At 36.2% G+C, this 20,655-nt stretch carries 22 protein-coding genes; 18 read left to right on the forward strand and 4 right to left on the reverse strand.

Annotated features, from left to right (window positions below):
• The first annotated feature begins 14 nt into the window (after nt 1-14).
• Genes ACUTSE_RS06300 through ACUTSE_RS06325 form a run of 6 tightly spaced genes read left to right on the forward strand, consistent with a single transcriptional unit; the run spans nt 15 to nt 5,249 of the window.
• Complete coding sequence (locus ACUTSE_RS06300; protein WP_002987540.1) at nt 15-368, forward strand: Na+/H+ antiporter subunit C; 354 nt, start codon at nt 15-17, stop codon at nt 366-368.
• Entirely contained in the window at nt 365-1,876 is a 1,512-nt protein-coding gene (locus ACUTSE_RS06305) for a proton-conducting transporter transmembrane domain-containing protein (RefSeq protein ID WP_445639605.1), read from the forward strand. Before ACUTSE_RS06300 ends, ACUTSE_RS06305 begins: the two co-directional genes overlap by 4 nt.
• A gap of 8 nt (nt 1,877-1,884) precedes the next feature.
• The gene (locus ACUTSE_RS06310; protein ID WP_002987538.1) at nt 1,885-2,370 is read left to right on the forward strand and encodes a Na+/H+ antiporter subunit E; all 486 of its coding nucleotides are present in this window, start codon (nt 1,885-1,887) and stop codon (nt 2,368-2,370) included.
• Nucleotides 2,367-2,642, forward strand: coding sequence for a cation:proton antiporter (locus ACUTSE_RS06315; protein WP_002987537.1), 276 nt, complete (start codon nt 2,367-2,369; stop codon nt 2,640-2,642). The genes ACUTSE_RS06310 and ACUTSE_RS06315 overlap by 4 nt, the downstream gene beginning before the upstream one ends.
• A complete protein-coding gene (gene mnhG / locus ACUTSE_RS06320) occupies nt 2,635-3,039 on the forward strand; it encodes a monovalent cation/H(+) antiporter subunit G (RefSeq protein ID WP_445639606.1) in 405 nt (134 codons plus the stop codon). The genes ACUTSE_RS06315 and mnhG overlap by 8 nt, the downstream gene beginning before the upstream one ends.
• A 53-nt stretch (nt 3,040-3,092) precedes the next feature.
• A complete protein-coding gene (locus tag ACUTSE_RS06325) occupies nt 3,093-5,249 on the forward strand; it encodes a S46 family peptidase (protein WP_445639607.1) in 2,157 nt (718 codons plus the stop codon).
• 488 nt (nt 5,250-5,737) lie between these two features.
• Here ACUTSE_RS06325 and ACUTSE_RS06330 read toward each other — a convergent pair whose 3' ends face one another.
• Nucleotides 5,738-6,178, reverse strand: a complete 441-nt coding sequence (locus ACUTSE_RS06330; protein WP_002987533.1) for a DUF4190 domain-containing protein — start codon at nt 6,176-6,178, stop codon at nt 5,738-5,740.
• Nucleotides 6,179-6,451: 273 nt separating this feature from the next.
• Here ACUTSE_RS06330 and ACUTSE_RS06335 point away from each other — a divergent pair, with 273 nt between their 5' ends.
• The 3 genes from ACUTSE_RS06335 to ACUTSE_RS06345 all read left to right on the forward strand — a co-directional run bounded on the left by ACUTSE_RS06335 (nt 6,452) and on the right by ACUTSE_RS06345 (nt 9,434).
• Nucleotides 6,452-7,804 (forward strand): UDP-N-acetylmuramate--L-alanine ligase, encoded by a 1,353-nt coding sequence (locus ACUTSE_RS06335; RefSeq protein ID WP_445639608.1) that lies wholly within the window; start codon nt 6,452-6,454, stop codon nt 7,802-7,804.
• Between the two features lie 133 nt (nt 7,805-7,937).
• Nucleotides 7,938-8,678 (forward strand): JAB domain-containing protein, encoded by a 741-nt coding sequence (locus ACUTSE_RS06340; RefSeq protein WP_445639609.1) that lies wholly within the window; start codon nt 7,938-7,940, stop codon nt 8,676-8,678.
• 57 nt (nt 8,679-8,735) lie between these two features.
• On the forward strand, nt 8,736-9,434 hold the full coding sequence (locus tag ACUTSE_RS06345) for a YjjG family noncanonical pyrimidine nucleotidase (RefSeq protein ID WP_115091708.1): 699 nt from the start codon (nt 8,736-8,738) through the stop codon (nt 9,432-9,434).
• A 15-nt stretch (nt 9,435-9,449) separates the two neighbouring features.
• Here the strand turns inward: ACUTSE_RS06345 and ACUTSE_RS06350 are convergent, their stop codons facing one another.
• On the reverse strand, nt 9,450-10,727 hold the full coding sequence (locus ACUTSE_RS06350; protein WP_445639610.1) for a replication-associated recombination protein A: 1,278 nt from the start codon (nt 10,725-10,727) through the stop codon (nt 9,450-9,452).
• 153 nt (nt 10,728-10,880) lie between these two features.
• On the opposite strand from ACUTSE_RS06350, the gene ACUTSE_RS06355 reads away from it, so the two are divergent.
• Entirely contained in the window at nt 10,881-11,621 is a 741-nt protein-coding gene (locus tag ACUTSE_RS06355; protein ID WP_445639611.1) for a rhomboid family intramembrane serine protease, read from the forward strand.
• Nucleotides 11,622-12,132: 511 nt separating this feature from the next.
• On the opposite strand, the gene rlmB is transcribed toward ACUTSE_RS06355, so the two are convergent.
• Together rlmB and ACUTSE_RS06365 are read right to left on the reverse strand one after the other, a co-directional pair.
• Nucleotides 12,133-12,867: a 23S rRNA (guanosine(2251)-2'-O)-methyltransferase RlmB gene (gene rlmB, locus ACUTSE_RS06360; protein ID WP_002987526.1), complete on the reverse strand. Its 735-nt coding sequence runs from the start codon at nt 12,865-12,867 to the stop codon at nt 12,133-12,135.
• A 95-nt stretch (nt 12,868-12,962) separates the two neighbouring features.
• Entirely contained in the window at nt 12,963-14,624 is a 1,662-nt protein-coding gene (locus ACUTSE_RS06365) for a hypothetical protein (RefSeq protein ID WP_445639612.1), read from the reverse strand.
• A 183-nt stretch (nt 14,625-14,807) separates the two neighbouring features.
• On the opposite strand from ACUTSE_RS06365, the gene rpsL reads away from it, so the two are divergent.
• The 8 genes from rpsL (at nt 14,808) to rplB (ending at nt 20,654) form a co-directional block, all read left to right on the forward strand.
• Nucleotides 14,808-15,188: a 30S ribosomal protein S12 gene (gene rpsL, locus ACUTSE_RS06370; protein ID WP_002987523.1), complete on the forward strand. Its 381-nt coding sequence runs from the start codon at nt 14,808-14,810 to the stop codon at nt 15,186-15,188.
• A gap of 25 nt (nt 15,189-15,213) precedes the next feature.
• Nucleotides 15,214-15,690, forward strand: a complete 477-nt coding sequence (rpsG, locus tag ACUTSE_RS06375; RefSeq protein ID WP_002987522.1) for a 30S ribosomal protein S7 — start codon at nt 15,214-15,216, stop codon at nt 15,688-15,690.
• A 21-nt stretch (nt 15,691-15,711) separates the two neighbouring features.
• Nucleotides 15,712-17,847, forward strand: coding sequence for an elongation factor G (fusA, locus tag ACUTSE_RS06380; protein WP_445639613.1), 2,136 nt, complete (start codon nt 15,712-15,714; stop codon nt 17,845-17,847).
• Between the two features lie 12 nt (nt 17,848-17,859).
• Nucleotides 17,860-18,165 (forward strand): 30S ribosomal protein S10, encoded by a 306-nt coding sequence (rpsJ, locus tag ACUTSE_RS06385; protein ID WP_002987520.1) that lies wholly within the window; start codon nt 17,860-17,862, stop codon nt 18,163-18,165.
• Nucleotides 18,166-18,278: 113 nt separating this feature from the next.
• A complete protein-coding gene (gene rplC, locus ACUTSE_RS06390) occupies nt 18,279-18,896 on the forward strand; it encodes a 50S ribosomal protein L3 (RefSeq protein WP_115091703.1) in 618 nt (205 codons plus the stop codon).
• The gene (gene rplD / locus ACUTSE_RS06395; RefSeq protein ID WP_002987518.1) at nt 18,896-19,525 is read left to right on the forward strand and encodes a 50S ribosomal protein L4; all 630 of its coding nucleotides are present in this window, start codon (nt 18,896-18,898) and stop codon (nt 19,523-19,525) included. Before rplC ends, rplD begins: the two co-directional genes overlap by 1 nt.
• 7 nt (nt 19,526-19,532) lie before the next feature.
• A complete protein-coding gene (gene rplW, locus ACUTSE_RS06400; RefSeq protein WP_002987517.1) occupies nt 19,533-19,823 on the forward strand; it encodes a 50S ribosomal protein L23 in 291 nt (96 codons plus the stop codon).
• 6 nt (nt 19,824-19,829) lie between these two features.
• Nucleotides 19,830-20,654 carry a 50S ribosomal protein L2 gene (rplB, locus tag ACUTSE_RS06405; protein WP_002987516.1) on the forward strand — a complete coding sequence of 275 codons (825 nt, stop codon included), beginning with the start codon at nt 19,830-19,832 and terminating at the stop codon, nt 20,652-20,654.
• Nucleotide 20,655 lies beyond the last annotated feature (1 nt).

Here is a 20,655-nt window from a genome sequence, read left to right on the forward strand (position 1 = left end):
TTAGAAGCATTTACATGGAATTATTACTCGTAGTTTTAGTAGGTATATTATATTCTGCAGGCGTTTATTTAATGTTCCGCAGAAGTATGGTGAAGTTACTCCTCGGATTAATGATGTTGGGAAATGGCGCCAATATCCTTATTTTCTTAATGGGAGAATTAACCAAAGGAAAAGCACCAATTATTGATGAAGAACATAAACAGTTCTTTGATGCTTATGCCGATCCCGTGCCACAAGCACTAATTTTAACCGCAATTGTAATCAGTTTCGGTTTAACCGCTTTCGCTATTGTTTTATTGAATAAGGTATATAGTACAACCGGTACAGATGATTTAGATTCCCTTAATATTCAAGATTTAGATATATGATTTCAAACTTCATATTAGCGCCAATTTTTGCTCATATGTTTACGGCGGTTGTTTTATTAATTTTTTGGAAGAATGTCAAAATCCAAAAAATAATAAGCATCGTTGGTAATAGTATTGCTTTTCTGTTGTGTTGGAATTTATTTGCCGCAACATGGGAGTATGGTGCAATTACATTACAATTGGGGAGTTGGAAAGCTCCTTTTGGTATCACCTTCGTAGCGGATACACTGAGTGCGGTGATGGTGCTCCTCACAGCAACCGTAGCACTAGCCGTAGGGATTTACTCCACATCTGCGATTAATATTAGCCGTATCAAATTCGGGTATTTTATTATTTTCCACTTTTTGATTATGGGATTGTTAGGTGCTTTCTTAACGGGAGACATCTTCAATTTATATGTTTGGTTTGAGGTCGTGATTATCTCTTCTTTTGTCTTGTTAACCTTAGGAGGGAAGAAAAGACAGATGGAGTCTGCAGTCAAGTATGTGACCATGAATATGCTGGCTTCAACTATTTTCCTAACGGCCATTGGAATTTTATACGGAATTACAGGAAGTTTAAATATTGCCGATTTAGCGCATCAAGTAGCTATTGTTGAAAATAGAGGATTAGTGTCCGTAACAGCTTTGCTGTTCTTTGTTGGGTTTGGTATTAAATCCGCCGTATTCCCAATGTATTTTTGGTTGCCTTCTTCTTATCATACACCGCCATCGGCAATTGGAGCCATTTTTGGTGGATTGTTGACCAAAATGGGAGTGTACTCCATGTTTAGAGTGTTTACCATCATATTTCAACCGGACGATTTTGTCTTAGGTGTTTTTGTGGTGATTGCCATTCTAACTATGATTAGTGGTGCTTTAGGGGCAATTAATAAAAGAAATATCCGCCGTATCCTTTCTTACTTTATTGTATGTCACATCGGATACTTAATTGCGGGATTTGGTTTGTATACAGAACTCGCCTTTGTAGGGGTTATCTTCTACTTAATTCACGATGTCATTGTCAAAAGTAACCTTTTTATGATGAGTGGATTGATACAGAAAATTAGAGAAACACAAGATATTAACCGTTTAGGAGGATTGTATAAAGACTATCCAAAATTGTCCATCTTGTTCGCTGTTATTCTGTTTTCTTTGGTAGGAATTCCTCCTTTATCTGGATTCTGGCCTAAAATTATGCTATTCCAAGAAGCATTCCGATTAGAACAGTACGTTTTATTAGGGACGTTAATCTTCGCAAGTTTCGTTACTTTATTTATCGTGGCGCGAATCTGGTCTGAAGTATTCTGGAAAGACCTACCTAAACCCAATAGTGAAGAAATTGACCACTTTGCACCTTTTGTGAGCTCCGGAAAAGTAGCCTTAATTTTACCAGTAGTCGCTTTAGCAGGAGTATCCCTCTTTATAGGATTAAATGCACCGTTAATTTTCGAAGTTTCTGAACGTGTAGCACATGAAATGATGAATCCTTCGATATATATAGAATCAGTTTTACAAGGCATAAAATAACGAGAAGTATGTTAAAATATTTTTTACTTAATATCTTATTGACCTTTGTTTGGGTTGCGCTAACAGGACAACTAAACTACGCCAACTTCTTCTTTGGAGGGGTAGCCGGTTTCTTTATCCTATGGATGTTAACGAAAACCTCTTCCAATAAAGCCGATAAGGAATACTTTTATCGCGTACCTAAAATTATCGTTTTTATTTTTTACTTTTTTGTGGATATGCTACAAGCAAATTTACAAGTGGCGATTGATGTAATTACACCCAATTATCATACAACGCCAGGGATTATTAAGTACGAAATCGATGCGGAAACAGATTTTGAAATTACCATGTTAGCGAATATTATTGCGCTTACACCCGGAACAATGGTAATTGATATTGCAGACGATAAAAGCCATATCTTTATTCATACCATGTATCTGAAGGATAAAGATAAATTCATTCAACGCATGAAAGAAAGAACTGAAAAGAAACTATTAGCTATTTTACGATGAGAGTAGAAACCTATTTGATCTATGTGGTAATGCCTATCATCTGTTTGTCCTTAATCTTAATTTTTATTCGATTTTTAAAAGGACCAACAGTGGCGGATCGCGTCGTGGCTATTGATTTACTTATTACCGTAGGAGTTGGATTTATTGGACTATTTAGTTTAATCGCCAATAACCCTATTTTCTTAGACGTGGCGGTCATCATGGCGCTAATTGCGTTCTTGAGTACTGTAGCCTTTTCGTTTTACCTAGATAAAAGAGATAGAGATGACTGATTTACTAATCATGATATTGAGCACACTAGGAGCAATTTTTATTTTAATTGCTTCTATCGGTATTTTTAGAATGCCCGATTTTTATACAAGACTTTCCATTACAATCAAAGCGGCAACATTGGGAATCGGATGTATTCTCGGAGCTGCAGCGATTCACTTTTCGGAGTTCTCTATTACAACCAAAGTGTTTGCGATTGTCTTCTTTTTATTTATTACCTCGCCAGTGGCTGCATTCTTAATCGCAAGAACCGCGTATATGACAGGAATTAAACTGTGGAACAAGTCTGTAATCGACGAACTAAAAGACAAATACGGTTTTGATGAATCTTGTGTAATAGAAGAGAAAAACACTAATTTGAATCCGAATACCAATAAAAATGATGAAGAGAAGGATTAATTATTTTGTTTATTAAACTATCTTCGCAAACTAAGTAACATACTATTATAATTATGAAAAAAATCGTTTTATTACTGACCGCATTTTTACTTGTTGCGCCTATCAAATTGAAGGCCGATGAGGGAATGTGGTTTTTAATGTTCATTGAGCGTTTGAATCAACGCGATATGGAAAAAATGGGATTACAGCTTACAGCTGAAGAAATTTACAGTATTAATAACCATTCATTAAAAGATGCAATTGTGCAATTTGATGGTGGATGTACTGCAGAAATAATCTCAAATCAAGGACTGGTTTTGACAAACCACCACTGTGGATATGATAAGATTGCTAGCTTATCTACACCAAAGGATGATATTTTAACTAACGGGTTCTGGGCGAAAGACAAAGCATCAGAAAGACCAGCAAAAGGTTTATCTGTTCGTTTCTTCGTTCGTATGGATGACGTGACTAAACGCATCATCTCGCAGGTTAATAATAACATGACGGAAGAGGAAAGAGAAAAAGTAATCAACCAAGAGATTGCTAAAATTCAAAAAGAAAATGATGGCGGTGGAAAATATACCGTATCAGTAAAATCTTTCTTCCAAGGAAATGAATACTACTATTTCGTATATGAAGATTATAATGATGTTCGTTTAGTAGGTACACCTCCTAATAGTATTGGAAAATTCGGTGGAGATACTGACAACTGGGAGTGGCCACGTCACACAGGAGATTTCTCTATGTTCCGTGTTTACACAGATAAAAATGGTAACCCAGCAGAATATGATGCTGCAAACGTTCCAATGAAACCGAAACATGCGTTACCAGTTTCTATCGCTGGAATTAAAGAAGGTGACTTCTCTATGATCTTAGGATACCCTGGAAGAACAAACCGTTGGATGCCTGCACAAGGAGTAGAGCAAAATATTAAATTCGCATACCCAGCTTGGGTAGAGGGATCTAAATTAGGAATGGATGTGATGAAAAAACACATGGCTAATGATGATGCAGTGCGTTTAAATTATGCTTCTAAATATGCAGGTGTAGCAAACTACTGGAAAAACAGACAAGGGATGATTGATGCTTTAAATCAACACCAAACAGTAGCGACTAAAACAGCAGCAGAAAAAGAATTCCAACGTTGGGCAGATAAAAAAGAGAATAAAGAAGAGTTTGGTAATGTAATTAGCGATATCAATGCTTTCTATAATGCGACTAACACAAAAGCACGTCATGACAATTATTTAATGACGCTATTGCGTACTTCTGCATTAGCTGCTACTCCTTACCGTTTATCTGGTGGAATGGAAGCTTATGCTGCAGGAGATGATAAGAAAAGAAAAGAAATGCGCGAAGAGTTCACTGCTTATGTAAATGAGATCTATGACGGACAAAACGAAGCATTAGAAAAAGAAATGTTAGCAAAACAATTAGAATTGTATGCTACAAAATCTGAAGGATATGAAATCGCTCCTTATGTAGCTCAAATCCAAAAAGAGTACAATGGAGATTTTGAAAAATTTGCGGATAAGGTATTTGAAGAAAGTGTTTTTGCAAACAAAGAAAGAGTATTAGCGTTCTTAGATTACCCAACAACTGTAACAATTAGTAGAGATCCATTATTGAAATTATCGGTTTCTATTATGGAGCAATACCGTGCGAAAAGTGACGAATTGGCTAAACTAGAAGATAAGTATCAAAAAGCATATCGTCTGTTTGTTGATGGTGTAAGACGTAGTAACCCAACAGGGAAATACTATCCAGATGCTAACTCAACATTGCGTTTAACTTATGGAACAGTAAAAGGTTTACCAAGAGGTGAAAAAGTTAATGATGCAAAAGAAAACTGGTATACAACATTAAAAGGTACAGTTGCTAAACATATACCAGGAGATGAAGAGTTTGATGTACCACAAAAATTAATGGATTTGTACAAAGCTGGTAATTACGGTATGTATGCAGATAAAGAAGGACACTTACCAGTAAACTTCCTAACAAACCACGATATTACAGGAGGTAACTCTGGTTCACCTGTATTAAATGGCAAAGGAGAGTTAATTGGATTGGCTTTTGACGGAAACATCGAAGCAATGGCAGGAGACGTAATTTACGACCCAGAATTACAACGTACAATCAACGTTGATATTCGTTATGTATTGTTTATTATTGACAAGTTTGCTGATGCAAAACACATCATCGAAGAGATGAACATTGTGAAAAAATAAATAGAGAGACAGTAGTAAACCAATGTTTACTACTGTTTTTTTATAGGCTTTATGTTTTCAAACAATAAGGCACAAATAAAAACAGCTTGCATTTGCAAGCTGTTTTTATTTTTTTAAGTCAATCCTAACAGAGGTAGAAAAGCATATAAAAAGAAAAGACAAAGTATAACGATATCGACAACTAGTATTTTTTTGTTGTAAAGTCTAGTAGGTAGTAAAAGCAACATACCTCTTGAAACCCCAACATAAACAAAAAATAAAAATATCGAATAGCTATAAGGATTAATCAACTCTTTTTTACCCCTTACTAAGGCCATAAAGTCTCGGGTTAATCCTCTACTTTTACACAAAGCTTCTGGCAGTCCTTCACAAGCGGAACGAATGCTTAGCGTGGTTGAGGTTGTGGTAGTGAGTAGAAAAATATACCCAAACAAACACAGCATAAGCAAGAAAAAAATCCAATTGATAATCCTGTAATTTGTCACTCTTTATTCTGCTACTTGTTCTTCTATGTATAAACTGTCTTCTTGATTTTGAAGTGAATCTGACTCATCTTCTTCGTAGTATTCGTAATCTTGATTATTCATACTATCTAACTCTTTCTGAACTTCATCAATGTTTTTGATTGCTGCTGTTGTTACAGATGCAAATAGAAGTCCCCAAAGTAAAATGATAGTGAAGCTTATCGCTCCAAGAACTAGACCAGCAACTCCTAAACCTTTAGATTCGCTGTGTTTCTTTGCGCTAGAAATAGCCAAGATTCCCAATACAATAGCTGCAATTGAAACAATAATTGCAATCATTCCAAAGCAAGGGATGAAAGAAGCAGGTAAAGCAATAATACCTGAAACAAGTGATATAATACCTAAAACTTGTGTGTTATTACCACTTTTCTGTGGTGGTAATGGTGGCGGAATGTAATTGTCCATAGGGCGATTTTTTGAATAAAATTTTGACGAAAATACGATATATTTTTTCTTAAATGTTAATAAAATAGTAAAAATGACGGGTGAGTGTGGAACTTAAAGTTGAATTTGACGGCAAAATACCTGAAAGTAAAGAAGTAATGTGTTAGAGAAATTAAAAAAATCAAAGACAAGAATCAACTGTTTTTTCATGAAGCATTGTAAAAAGTAACCTGTTTTTCAGTAATAAAATCGTAATTTTAACGCCAATTACAAATCGACTTAAATAGATAGATAATGCGCATACATTTTATTGCAATCGGAGGAAGTGCCATGCACAATTTAGCTTTAGCCTTACATGCAAAAGGCGATGTTGTTACTGGAAGTGATGATGCTATTTTTGAACCCTCTAAAACACGATTAGCAAAACAAGGCTTGTTGCCAGAACAAGAAGGATGGTATACAGAGAAAATTACAGCTGATATTGATGCTGTAATCTTGGGTATGCATGCAAAAGAAGATAATCCAGAGTTGATTAAAGCAAAAGAATTAGGGCTCAAAATATATTCATACCCTGAGTTTATTTATGAGCATGCAAAAAATAAAACGCGTGTAGTTATTGGTGGATCTCATGGTAAAACAACCATTACTTCTATGGTGTTACACGTATTGAATTACCACGGTGTTGAGGTAGACTATCTAGTAGGTGCACAACTAGAAGGATTTGATCGTATGGTCAATCTAACAGATGAGAATGATTTTATGCTGATAGAAGGGGATGAATACTTGTCTTCTCCTATTGATAGACGACCAAAGTTTCATCTATATGAACCGAATATTGCACTGCTTAGTGGTATTGCTTGGGATCATATTAATGTGTTTCCAACATTCGAGAACTACGTAGATCAATTCCGTATTTTTATTGATAAAATTACCAATGGAGGTATTTTAATCTACAACGAAGAGGACGCTATAGTAAAGCAAATTGCAGAAGAAAGCACAAATCCTATTCGCAAGATTCCTTATACAACATTGGAAAATGAAATTGTAGATGGAGTCGCTTATCTAGTTACTTCAGAAGGACCAATGCCATTAGAAGTATTTGGTCAACACAATATAAATAATATTAGTGGAGCTAAATGGGTATGCCAAAACATGGGGATCGATGAAGATGATTTCTTCGATGCAATTACAAGTTTTAAAGGAGCTTCTAAACGCTTAGAAAAATTGTATGATGAAGGAACTACAGTGGTGTATAAAGACTTTGCACATTCACCAAGTAAAGTAAAAGCAACAATGAAGGCAGTTCGCGAACAATACCCTAACAAACAGTTAGTGGCTTGTTTAGAATTGCATACCTATAGCAGTTTAAATGCGGACTTCTTATCAGAGTATAAAGGAAGTTTAGATGCGGCTGATCAAGCAGTAGTGTTTTATTCTTTAGATGCACTAAAGATCAAACGCATGCCTGAAATTACAGCCGAGCAAATGAAAACTGCTTTTGAATTGCCTGCTTTGACAACATATACCAATGCAGATGATTTTAAAACCTACATCAAAGCGCTAGATTTAAAAGATAGTGTATTGCTATTTATGAGTTCCGGAGATTATGGTGGACTTGATTTGAATGAATTTGTTCAAACCTTATAACTAAAACAAAAAATCCTTTCATTGAAAGGATTTTTTGTTTTTAGACTTTTAGTAATCGAAGAATTAGAGCAAAGGTATGGAGATGTGGAGTGATTTTTGAAGTAGGTAGGGTAGTCCTACTAAGTATACAACCATGTCCGATACAAAAAAACCGATTAACGCTTGGGCGGAAGACGATCGCCCTAGAGAAAAACTCATGCTCAAAGGAAAAAGCGCTTTGAGTGATGCAGAACTAATTGCTATTTTAATTGGTTCAGGAAATAAAGAGGAATCCGCAATAGACCTCAGTCGTCGAATTTTAAAAGACAATGAATCCAGTTTAGCAGAACTGGCAAGACAATCCGTCTTAAACTTGCAGCGCTTTAAAGGAATCGGAGAAGCCAAAGCAATTGCTATTGTAGCCGCATTAGAATTAGGACAACGTCGACGAATCGCAGATAAATTGAGTAGAAATAAAATAGGCTCTAGTCAAGATGTATTTGAATTGATGCAACCTAAAATAGGAGAGCTGACGCATGAAGAATTCTGGGTTATCTTTTTGAATAATGCCAATCACGTCCGAGGGGTAGTGGCCAATCATACTGAACCTTTCATCAAACACCAGCTCATTGATACGGTCAATATCAGTAAAGGTGGCATGACAGGAACGGTGGTTGACTTGAGAATTTTATTTAAACTGGCATTGGAAAAACAAGCTACGGCCGTAATTCTGGTACACAACCATCCTTCAGGTAAACTTTTACCCAGTGAAGCGGATATTCAGATTACTAAAAAAATTAAAGAAGCTGGGAATATCATGGACATTGCCATTTTAGATCATCTCATCATTACAGAGTATGATTATTATAGTTTTGCGGATCATGGACGATTCTAATAGGTCTTGTTTTTTTCAAAATGTGTACTTTTGTAACTTTAATTGGAAATAGTACCGATGTATTTAAAAAAGTTTGAACATAAAACCGATATATTTTTTGACCTGGATCATACGCTATGGGATTTTGAGAAGAATTCAGCTTTAGCTTTTGAGCAAGTGTTACATGAAATGAAATTGCCTTTTACCATTGAGCAATTCTTGAATTACTATGTAAGTATCAATGCAGAATATTGGGATCGCTATAGCTTGAATCAAATTTCACAAGCTGAGCTTCGCATAGGAAGAATTCGCGATACTTTCAATTCCTTAGATTATACTACATCTGTAGATCGTATGTTAGAAGTAGGAGATCGATACCTTTCTTACCTGCCGGATTATAACCATTTATTTGATGGCGCAATCGAAATTTTAGAATACTTGCAAGAAAAGTATAAGTTGCATATCATCACCAATGGGTTTGATCAAGTACAAGCGAGAAAAATAAAAAATTCAGGAATGGAGGGGTACTTTCAAACCATCACCAATTCCGAGTTAGCAGGGGTGAAAAAACCAGATGCTAAAATCTTTACTTATGCCTTGCAATTGGCAAAAGCTCAGGTACAGGATACGGTTATGATTGGGGATAATCTTTTAGCAGATATCGAAGGAGCACAGAATGTAGGAATGGATGTGATTTATTACAATGAGCACCATAAAACAGTTCCGACAACATTGCCTCAAGTCAATACCTTATTAGATATAAAAAGCCTGCTATAAGAGCAGGCTTTTGTATTAGTAGTTGTATTTGAATTGCCATCTATTTTTTAAGAAATCACGTGTGCCGTTTTCTCTGCTGTTCTGTCCAGGTTCATATAAAACAGTTCCACTTAATTCTGTTGGTAGGAACTCCTGATTGACAAAATTGTTGGGATAATCATGGGAGTACTTGTAGTCTTCCCCATACCCTAATTCCTTCATTAATTTGGTAGGCGCATTGCGCAAGTGAATAGGAACAGATAAATCCCCCGTTTGCTTTACGAGTTGTTGGGCTTTGCCAATAGCCATATAGGTAGAATTGCTTTTGGGTGAAGTCGCTAAATAAATGGCACATTGACTCAATAAGATTCTACTTTCTGGATACCCAATTACAGACACCGCCTGAAAGGTGTTCGTCGCCATAATTAAAGCCGTTGGGTTTGCATTGCCAATATCTTCAGAGGCAGCAATAACCAAACGACGAGCAATAAATTTTACATCTTCCCCGCCTTCAATCATACGAGCTAACCAATAGACAGCCCCGTTGGGATCGCTCCCGCGAATAGACTTGATAAAAGCCGACACAATATCGTAGTGTTGTTCTCCCGTTTTGTCATAAAGCACTGTGTTTTTCTGAACTACTTGCATGACATAATCATTCGTCAATACTACATCGTCTCCTGTTGTGGCATTCACAATTAGCTCAAAGGTGTTTAATAACTTTCGCCCATCTCCACCCGATACGCGAAAGAGCGCTTCGGTCTCTTGTAAGGTGATGCGTTTCGATCGCAAGAATGAATCTTTTTCAATCGCACGATCTAATAAAGAACGCAAGTCCTCTTTTGTAAAGGCGTGTAGGGTGTAAACCTGACATCTAGAAAGCAAAGCAGGGATGACTTCAAAACTAGGGTTTTCTGTGGTTGCTCCAATAAGGGTGATCCAACCGCGTTCAACCGCAGCTAAAAGAGAATCTTGTTGCGATTTGCTGAAGCGGTGAATCTCATCTATAAACAAGATGGGATTGCGAGCCGTAAATAAGCCGTGATTAGACTTGGCCTTCTCAATAACTTCTCGCACATCTTTAACACCAGAATTGATTGCACTCAAAACATAAAAAGGACGCTGACTCTCTTTAGCCATAATTTCAGCTAACGTTGTCTTTCCTGTACCTGGAGGCCCCCAAAATAGCAAAGAAGGAATAAAGCCAGTTTGTAATTGCTTCGTTAATATTCCTTGTTCACCCACTAAATGAGCCTGACTAACATAGTCAGCCAAGGTTTGTGGTCGTACTCTTTCTGCTAATGGTGCATCCATGACAATATGATTTTGAGAAACACAAAAATACAACCTATAATGCCGAATAAAAAACAGTCAGCCAAAATTGTGCGGAAAACCATGTGGTTTGTATGGTTGATTTGAAAGACTATTTTATATCTTTATGTTTTATGTACTAACGAAAGCATGCGAATGAAAGATAAACAACTTGTATTAACAGCTGATTTGATTATACTACCCATACTATTCATGATGGTGATATGGAGTGTGTATTGGTTGGATTGGAAGGACTATTTACAACTCTATCAATATGGCGTTTATCCTCGTACCTTGACAGGATTGAGAGGAATTCTTTTTAGTCCTTTTATCCATGGAGGGCTCAAACATATTTACAACAACTCAGTGGCTTTATTTGTCTTGTTATTGCTGTTGCAATTTTTTTATAAGAAACAAGTATGGCAAGTGCTAGGGTGGGGGATTTTGTTATCTGGATTTGGAACATGGTTGATCGCTCGTGAAAGTTATCATATCGGTGCAAGTGGATTGATTTATGTATTAGTGAGCTATATGTTTTTCAAAGGAATACAAACCAAGTACTTTCGTTTAGTTGCTCTATCACTTTTAATTGTTGTCCTCTATGGGAGTATGATTTGGTATGTCTTTCCGGATATTGAGGAAGGAATCTCTTGGGAAGGACACTTGAGTGGGTTTATTACGGGAATGATTTTGTCTTTTGTATTGAAGAATCCCGTATACGCAGAGGCTGTATATAAATACGATTGGCAATCGCCAAATTATAAGCCAGACCTTGATCCCTTTATGCAGTGTTTTGATGAAAATGGAAACTTTATAATTATTCCAAAGGAAGTCCAAAAAGCAATTGATTTAAAAAACCCCTATCGAACAACATTGCCTATTGTTTATGGGAAATGAGGAAATGAGAAAAAATGATGAGAAGGTGAGGCGATGTGAGTTAAAAAAAGTAAGAAGTGTGGGAGTATTGCAAAAGCAAAAAATAACTTCATTCCAAAATCGGAAACATTATCTTAGGGTATTGTATAAGGTTTCTTCGACTTTCCTTGGAGATTCCTTCGACATTCCTTCGACAAAAGGGTGTGTTTTCCTAGGAATCTCCAAGCATTGTCCAAGGAATGTCCAACAAAGCTACTACTAAACTACTAATAAGGTATTACTAAGGTATTACTAAGTCTTTGCGATAGATAATAAAGAATAGATTTCATTCTTGTGCTTGTAGAGGCATTTACCCTTGTGTTTTGCAGTGTGAAATAATAGAACATCGTTTAAAAATAAAAAGGAACGGATTGCAATTGCAATCCGTTCCTTTTTATTTTTAAACGTTACTATAAGTTCAAGCTTTTCTCACAACCCATCACCCTTAACCCATAACTCATAACTCATAACCTCATAACCCATAACTCACAACTTATCTACGCTGTCTGATAATTTCATATAGAAATGCACCACAAGCAACAGATACGTTTAGAGAGTCAATATTACTAAACATAGGAAGTTTAGCTTTCTCATCGATGATTTTTAATACAGATGGATTGATTCCTCTGTCCTCACTACCCATGATAATAGCCAAAGGAATATTTAAATCTACATCGTAAATTTCCTTTTCTGCTTTTTCAGTTGCGCCTATTGTCATCACCCCAGATCCTTGTAAATAGAAAACAGCATCTTTAATGTGGTCTACTTTACAAATTGGAATGTTGAATACAGCACCAGCAGAAGTTTTGATGGTATCTCCATTTACAGGAGCAGCGCCATTTTTAGAAATGATAATCCCATCAGCCCCACAACAAACTGCTGTACGAATGATAGCACCAAAATTACGCGCATCTGATAATTGATCCAAAACAACAAATAGCGGTTTTTCTTTTTGCTCTAATGTCGTTTCAACTAGTGTTTCTAAAGTAACAAAAGTAATAGGTGCAATCGTTCCGATAGCCCCTTGGTGATTTTTCTTCGTTAAGCGATTCAGTTTCTCAATAGGCACATAAGAGAAATTAATGTTATTTCTCTTCAATGACTTGATTAACTCATTCATTAATTCACCTTGAGCATCCTTTTGTAAGAATACTTTATCTATATCTTTTCCTGCTTCAATGGCTTCGATTATCGCACGAATACCAAAAATTTGATTCTCCTGATCCATGGTGCAAATGTAGCTATATTTTTAATAATCATTTGATGTTTTTTGTTTTACAATCAAACTTTTGTGTCCACTGCTAAGTGAATTGTGAAAGAAGATTAAAAGAGGGTTTTAAACCCAATGTGTATGGTTGTGTTGTCAAAGGAAAAAGGAATCCCCGGCTGTTTACCATTGGCAAAAGAAAGATTGAAGTAACTAGAAGACGTAATGAATCCCAAGCCCATCCCGATACTATATAAGGTGTTCTTTTGATTTAAAGGTTTATATTCCTGTATGGCGTAATCAAATATCGTATGCAGATACAAACTAGGATGAACTAAAAATCGATACTCCGTATTAATTAAGTTGAGCTGATTGGCCAGTAAGCTGTTTTCTTGAAAACCACGTAGCGATTGTGTACCACCAAAACGATACAATTCATTCACGAGATAATCCTTGCTAAAGAGGGAGTAATAGGTCCAGTTGATGTAGAAAAAGTGCTTAGGCGCTAATTCAATATTTTTATTCGCTTGGAGCTGGATGATGTACTGCGATTCTTTTTCCTCTTCTGTAGTACGACTACCTGTACCGACTAAGGCATCTAAAGAATAATTGACAGGAAATAAAGGTAAGTAACTTCTCTTCTTAATAAGAGTGTAATTAAGCGTATAAAATTTGCTGTCAAAATTTTCCATGGAAGGCAAGATACTATTGGTGGTAGACGAAGTACTTTGATAACCTACTTTAATATTCTGGTTGTACTGAATCGCATAACCGATTTGTAGAGCGAGCTTAGTGTTTTGGTAAATCGTATCTTGTTTTTGTATATTCAGTTGACCACTTAGATTGAGAGGAGTATTAAATAAGTAAACAAAAGAAGTCTTGAAATCAAATTGTGTTTGTTTGTTCGCATCACTTCTCCAATAGAGTTGAAGAGTTTCTCCTTTATTCAATACATTGTTAAGGGCTAAATCCAAATAACCCGCTAATGTAAATTTTTCATTTTCATCTGTGCTAAACCCCATAAAACCATCAAAAGTATTGGTGTTTACTTTATCTAGGTAGAGATATAACGTGGTATTATCATCGGTAAATAGCGTTTCGGGTGTTTTATACTGCTTTAAGAAATCCAATTCATTTAAGGTCTCAGTTAAATTAGAAACGAGTTGGTCGCTATACGGTTTATTGAGGTAACGCTTCGTTACCTGTTTGATGATTTTTTCTGGAACCTTACCACTGCTTTGAATCGCAATGTCATTTAATTTTCTACTTTGTGCTAAATTGAGTTGGAGGTCACAATATAAAATGTTATTTTGGACGTTATGATTGCTCAATTGTAGAGCAGACATCCCTAAACCTTCTTGATCCAATTTCAGGGTGTATTGTTGCAGCTTGGTTGAGAGCAATTCAAAATCGAAGCGAATACTGTCTTGGGTAAAACCAAGTCGTTGTTGAAGGGATGGGTCTAAGTTCTTATTTGATAAAACAACTTGACGAATAGGTTCTCCTAATATATAGGTATAGACTAAGACTTCTTCTTGTTGTTCTTTTTCCTTTTTGAAAGACAAAAAACCTTTTCGATACAACAGTTGGTCAACGCTATCTACTGTTTGTTTAATGGATTGTAAATCAGGATGATTTTTTTTGTATCCCAAGTTGTGAAGTAATTCACGCTCTTTCGCTTGTGCTGAAGTTAGTTCAAGCGTCAGGTTTGTATTTTGGCCATAAGAGCCTAAACACAGGAATAGCAAGAAAAAAAAAGAGAGAATAGACTTGAACACTTGGACGATATATTTACGTGTAAAGTAAAATAAAAAAAGTAAGAAGCTGAGGCTTAAAGAATAAAATAAATAAATTACTTGAAAATTAATAAATTGTCTTTTGAAAAAAGAAAAAAACTTTCTACATTTGCAACCCCGTATATAATGGGGAATAATATATTGTAGAAATTATTAATAAACATTATGCCAACAATTCAACAATTAGTAAGAACAGGGAGAACCCAATTAACTAAGAAGAGTAAATCGGTTGCTTTGGATTCTTGTCCTCAAAGAAGAGGAGTTTGTACGCGTGTTTATACTACTACACCTAAAAAACCTAACTCTGCAATGCGTAAAGTTGCAAGGGTACGTTTGACAAATGGTAATGAAGTAAACGCTTACATCCCAGGAGAAGGACACAATTTACAAGAGCACTCGATAGTATTAGTTAGAGGAGGAAGGGTAAAAGATTTGCCAGGTGTTAGATACCACATCGTACGTGGAGCTTTGGATACTGCTGGAGTAAACGGTAGAACTCAAAGAAGATCTAAATATGGTGCAAAACGCCCTAAAGACAAAAAATAATCGTTTAAACGTTTAAGAAAAAGACATGAGAAAAAGACAGGCGAAAAAGAGACCTCTTTTACCAGATCCGAAATTTAATGATCAATTAGTGACGCGTTTTGTAAATAACTTAATGTGGGACGGTAAGAAGTCTACGGCTTTTAAAGTATTTTATGATGCTTTAGCAATCGTTGAAGAGAAAAAACAAGATGAGGAGAAAACTTCATTGGAAATTTGGAAAGAGGCTTTAACTAACGTTATGCCACACGTAGAGGTTCGTTCTCGTCGTGTTGGAGGTGCTACATTCCAAATTCCTATGCAAATTCGTCCAGATAGAAAAATTTCTATGGCAATGAAATGGATGATTTTGTATGCGAGAAGAAGAAATGAGAAATCCATGGCTGCAAGATTAGCTTCTGAAATTTTAGCTGCTGCTAAAGAAGAAGGTGCTGCAGTTAAAAAGAGAATGGATACGCATAAAATGGCTGAGGCTAATAAAGCGTTCTCTCACTTTAGATTTTAATCCATACAGAAAAATTATACAATGGCAAGAGATTTAAAATATACAAGAAATATTGGTATCGCTGCTCACATCGATGCTGGTAAAACAACTACTACAGAACGTATTTTGTTCTATACAGGTAAAAACCATAAAATGGGAGAAACTCACGAAGGATCTTCTACTATGGACTGGATGGAGCAAGAAGCGGAAAGAGGTATTACTATTACTTCAGCAGCGACTACTTGTACTTGGAATTTCCCAACAAAACAAGGTGAGAAGATAGCTGAGTCTATGGAGTACCACTTCAATATTATTGATACTCCGGGGCACGTTGACTTTACAGTAGAGGTGAACCGTTCTTTACGTGTATTAGATGGATTAGTATTCTTATTTAGTGCAGTTGATGGTGTTGAGCCACAATCTGAAACTAACTGGAGATTAGCTGATAACTATAAAGTTCCTCGTATGGGGTTCGTTAATAAAATGGACCGTCAAGGAGCTAACTTCTTAGCAGTATGTCAACAAGTTAAAGATATGTTGAAATCAAACGCTGTGCCAATCGTTTTACCAATTGGTGATGAAGCAGATTTCAAAGGTATCGTTGACTTAGTGAAAAACCGCGCAATCGTATGGCATGATGAAAATCATGGTTCTACTTTTGACGTTGTTGATATTCCTGCTGATATGATCGATGATGTTAAACAATACAGAGGTCAATTAATCGAGGAGATCGCGGCTTATGACGAGAACCTTCTTGAAAAATATATGGAAGATGAGAACTCAATTACTGAGGACGAAATTCACAGAGCATTACGTGCTGCTACATTAGATATGAGCATCATCCCAATGTCTTGTGGATCATCATTCAAAAACAAAGGTGTTCAGTTTATGTTAGATGCTGTTTGTCGTTACTTACCTTCTCCAATGGATAAGGAAGCTATCGAAGGAACAAATCCTGATACTGAAGAGCCAGTTGTACGTAAGCCATCAGTTACTGAGCCGTTTGCTGCATTAGCATTTAAAATCGCTACCGATCCTTTCGTAGGTCGTTTAGCTTTCTTTAGAGCTTATTCAGGACACTTAGATGCTGGTTCTTATGTATTGAACACGCGTTCTGGTAACAAAGAGCGTATTTCTCGTATCTACCAAATGCACGCAAACAAACAAAATCCAATCGAATATATTGAGGCTGGAGATATTGGAGCTGCTGTAGGATTCAAGGATATCAAAACTGGAGATACTTTATGTGATGAAAAACATCCTATCGTATTAGAAAGTATGGACTTCCCTGATCCAGTAATTGGTATCGCTATTGAGCCAAAAACAAAAGCGGATATGGATAAAATGGGTACTGCTTTAGCTAAATTAGCAGAAGAGGATCCAACATTTACTGTAAAAACAGATAAAGCTTCTGGACAAACAGTTATCTCTGGTATGGGTGAGTTACACTTAGATGTATTAATCGACCGTATGAAACGTGAATTCAAAGTTGAAGTAAACCAAGGTGAGCCTCAAGTTGAATACAAAGAAACACTTACGCGCGCTGCTCAACACAGAGAGTCTTACAAAAAACAATCTGGTGGACGTGGTAAATTCGCGGATATCGTATTTACAATTGGACCTGCTGATGAAGTGGATGGAAAACCATTCGTTGGATTACAGTTCGTAAATGAGGTAAAAGGTGGTAACGTACCAAAAGAATATATTCCTTCTGTAGAAAAAGGATTCAAAGAAGCGATGAAACAAGGACCTTTAGCAGGTTTCGAAATGGATTCGATGAAAGTTACTTTAACAGACGGTTCTTATCACGCGGTTGACTCGGATGCATTATCATTCGAATTGGCAGCGAAAATGGGTTACAAAGCTGCTGCTAAAGCTGCTGGTGCTGTAATTCTTGAGCCGATCATGAAATTAGAAGTATTGACTCCTGAAGAAAACATGGGTGATATCGTTGGGGATTTGAACCGTCGTCGTGGACAAATCAACAGCATGGATGATAGAAATGGAGCAAAAGTTGTTAAAGCTTCTGTGCCATTATCAGAAATGTTCGGATATGTAACTACATTGAGAACGTTATCATCAGGTAGAGCTACTTCTACAATGGAGTTCTCTCACTACTCTGAAACACCATCAAACATTTCAGAGGCTGTAATCACTAAAGCAAAAGGAAACGCTTAATTTTAGAGAAAAATGAGTCAAAAAATCAGAATAAAATTAAAATCTTACGATCATATGTTGGTTGATAAATCAGCAGAGAAAATCGTAAAAACTGTAAAAAGTACAGGTGCAGTAGTAACAGGTCCAATTCCGTTACCAACTGATAAAAAAATCTTTACTGTATTACGTTCACCACACGTAAACAAAAAAGCTAGAGAGCAATTTGAAGTTAGTTCTTACAAAAGATTGTTAGATATTTATTCTTCTTCTTCTAAAACAATTGATGCTTTAATGAAATTAGAGTTACCAAGCGGTGTAGAAGTTGAGATTAAAGTGTGATAATCCGAAAGTAATTTCAAGAAAAATAAAAGATTAGGGATTAAGTATTAGTGTGGAAATACGCTAATGCTTAATTCTTTTAAATAAGTTTCAAATAATTTAATTAAATATTTATGTCTGGGTTAATTGGTAAAAAAATCGGCATGACTAGTATTTTCGACGAAAATGGAAAAAACATTCCATGTACAGTAATCGAAGTTGGTCCATGTGTCGTTACCCAAGTCAGAACCAATGAGGTTGACGGGTATGAAGCGTTACAACTTGGTTTCGATGACAAGACAGAGAAACACGCTACTAAAGCTGAGTTAGGTCACTTTAAGAAAGCGGGAACATCTGCTAAAAGAAAAGTCGTTGAAATCAAAGAATTCGAAGGAGAGCACAAATTAGGTGATGTTATCACTGTTGATTTGTTCGCTGAAGGAGAATTCGTAGACGTTCAAGGTGTATCTAAAGGAAAAGGTTTCCAAGGGGTTGTTAAACGTCATGGATTTGGCGGAGTAGGTCAAGTTACTCACGGTCAAAAAAACCGTTTAAGAGCGCCAGGTTCTGTAGGAGCTTCTTCTTATCCATCTAGAGTATTCAAAGGAATGCGCATGGCAGGAAGAACTGGAGGAGAAAATGTAACAGTACAAAATCTTAGAGTTTTAAAAGTAGTGGCTGATAAGAACCTACTTGTTGTAAAAGGAGCTATTCCAGGACACAAAAACTCTTATGTAATCATTCAGAAGTAATGGAAGTAAAAGTTTTAGATATTACAGGGAAAGATACTGGAAGAAAAGTTGAACTTTTAGATTCAGTATTCGGAATTGAGCCAAATAATCACGCAGTATATCTTGATGTTAAACAATATTTAGCAAATCAAAGACAAGGTACACATAAAGCTAAAGAAAGAGCTGAAATCTCTGGAAGTACGCGTAAGATTAAAAAGCAAAAAGGAACTGGAACGGCGAGAGCAGGAAGCATCAAGTCACCAGTATTCAGAGGAGGAGGAAGAGTTTTCGGGCCAAGACCAAGAAACTATTCTTTCAAATTGAATAAGAACTTAAAACGCTTAGCTAGAAAATCAGCGTTTTCAATTAAGGTTCGCGAAGAGAACTTAATCGTTTTAGAAAACTTTAACTTCGAAGCTCCAAGCACTAAAAATTTCATTAGTGTATTGAAAGCTTTAGGGTTAGAAAATAAAAAATCTCTATTTGTGTTGGGTGAATCAAATAAAAATGTATATTTGTCATCACGCAATTTAGAGAAGGCTGCTGTTGTAACTAACTCAGAATTAAGTACTTACGCTATTTTAAACGCGGGAAGCTTAGTCTTGACAGAAGGATCTGTGGCTGGAATTGTTGAAAATTTAAGCAAATAATAAGAACATGAGTGTTTTAATTAAGCCTATAATTACAGAAAAAGTAACAAAAGACGGTGAAATTTTTGGCCGTTATGGTTTCGTAGTTGATAGAAGAGCGAACAAAATTGAGATCAAAAAAGCGGTAGAAGCTACTTATGGTGTTAGTGTTGTTAACGTGAATACTATGAACTATGGTGCTAAGCGTTCTGTTAAATATACAAAAAGCGGTATGATTAACGCTAAAACTAATGCTTTCAAAAAAGCAATAGTTGAATTGAAAGAAGGAGATAATATAGACTTTTATTCAAATATCTAATAAATAATGTCAGTTAGAAAATTAAAACCTATTACCCCAGGTCAGCGTTTTAGAGTTGTAAATAGTTTTGACGCTATAACAACTGATAAGCCGGAGCGTAGTTTACTAGCACCGAAAAAAAAATCTGGAGGTAGAAATAGTCAAGGAAAAATGACCATGCGCTACACAGGTGGTGGTCATAAACAAAGATATCGTATCATCGATTTCAAAAGAACAAAAGAAGGAGTTCCTGCAATTGTTAAAACAATCGAGTATGATCCAAACCGTTCAGCATTTATTTCATTACTTGCTTATGCGGATGGAGCTAAAACTTACGTTATCGCACAAGCTGGTCTTAAAGTTGGACAAACTGTAGTTTCAGGACCAGATGCATCACCTGAAGTAGGTAATGCAATGCCTTTAAGTAAAATTCCTTTAGGAACTGTTATTTCTTGTATTGAACTACGTCCTGGACAAGGAGCAGTAATTGCTCGTTCAGCTGGTACTTTCGCACAATTAGTAGCAAGAGATGGTAAGTATGCAACAATTAAAATGCCTTCTGGTGAGGTGCGTTTAATTTTGTTAACTTGTATGGCTACTATTGGAGCTGTATCGAACCACGATCACCAATTAATCGTTTCTGGTAAAGCTGGTAGATCTAGATGGTTAGGTAGAAGACCTAGAACAAGAGCTGTAGCTATGAACCCGGTAGATCACCCAATGGGAGGTGGAGAAGGTCGTTCTTCTGGAGGACATCCACGTTCAAGAAACGGGATGCCTGCTAAAGGTTATAGAACTCGTTCTAAAGTTAAGTCGAGTAACAAGTATATCGTTGAACGTAGAAAGAAATAAA

This window comes from Myroides sp. TSA_177.3 (assembly GCF_052691955.1).